Here is a 260-nt window from a genome sequence, read left to right as displayed (position 1 = left end):
GGATGCTATCGGCAGCGGCGATGACAAATACTATAAGTACTATATTCCCGGCGTCGGCACCCCCTTCCCCGAGGTTAAGGATCTGGATTTCAGTATGATGGGGCTGGCAGCAGCCACGCACGGCGAGGACCGAATCAACTGGGGACTATTGCGGCTGATAGATGCCCTAAAGCGAACGATGGGCGATGATAACCTCTCGGACGGCGAGAGCTGGAAAGCGCTGGAGAAAATGGCCACCGCGATGGCATCGTTCGGGCTGA

General features: G+C 56.9%; 1 pseudogene. It reads left to right on the top strand.

From position 1 onward, the window contains the following. Positions 1-260: pseudogene (locus IBT46_RS27130) on the top strand (DUF2235 domain-containing protein); the annotation flags it as partial.

The sequence above is a fragment of the Erwinia sp. S38 genome (genome assembly GCF_016624545.1).
GTDB classification, from domain to species: Bacteria; Pseudomonadota; Gammaproteobacteria; order Enterobacterales; family Enterobacteriaceae; genus Erwinia; species Erwinia coffeiphila.
The sequence above is the reverse complement of the archived record's forward strand: the minus strand, read 5'-3'. Positions and strand labels throughout refer to the sequence as shown.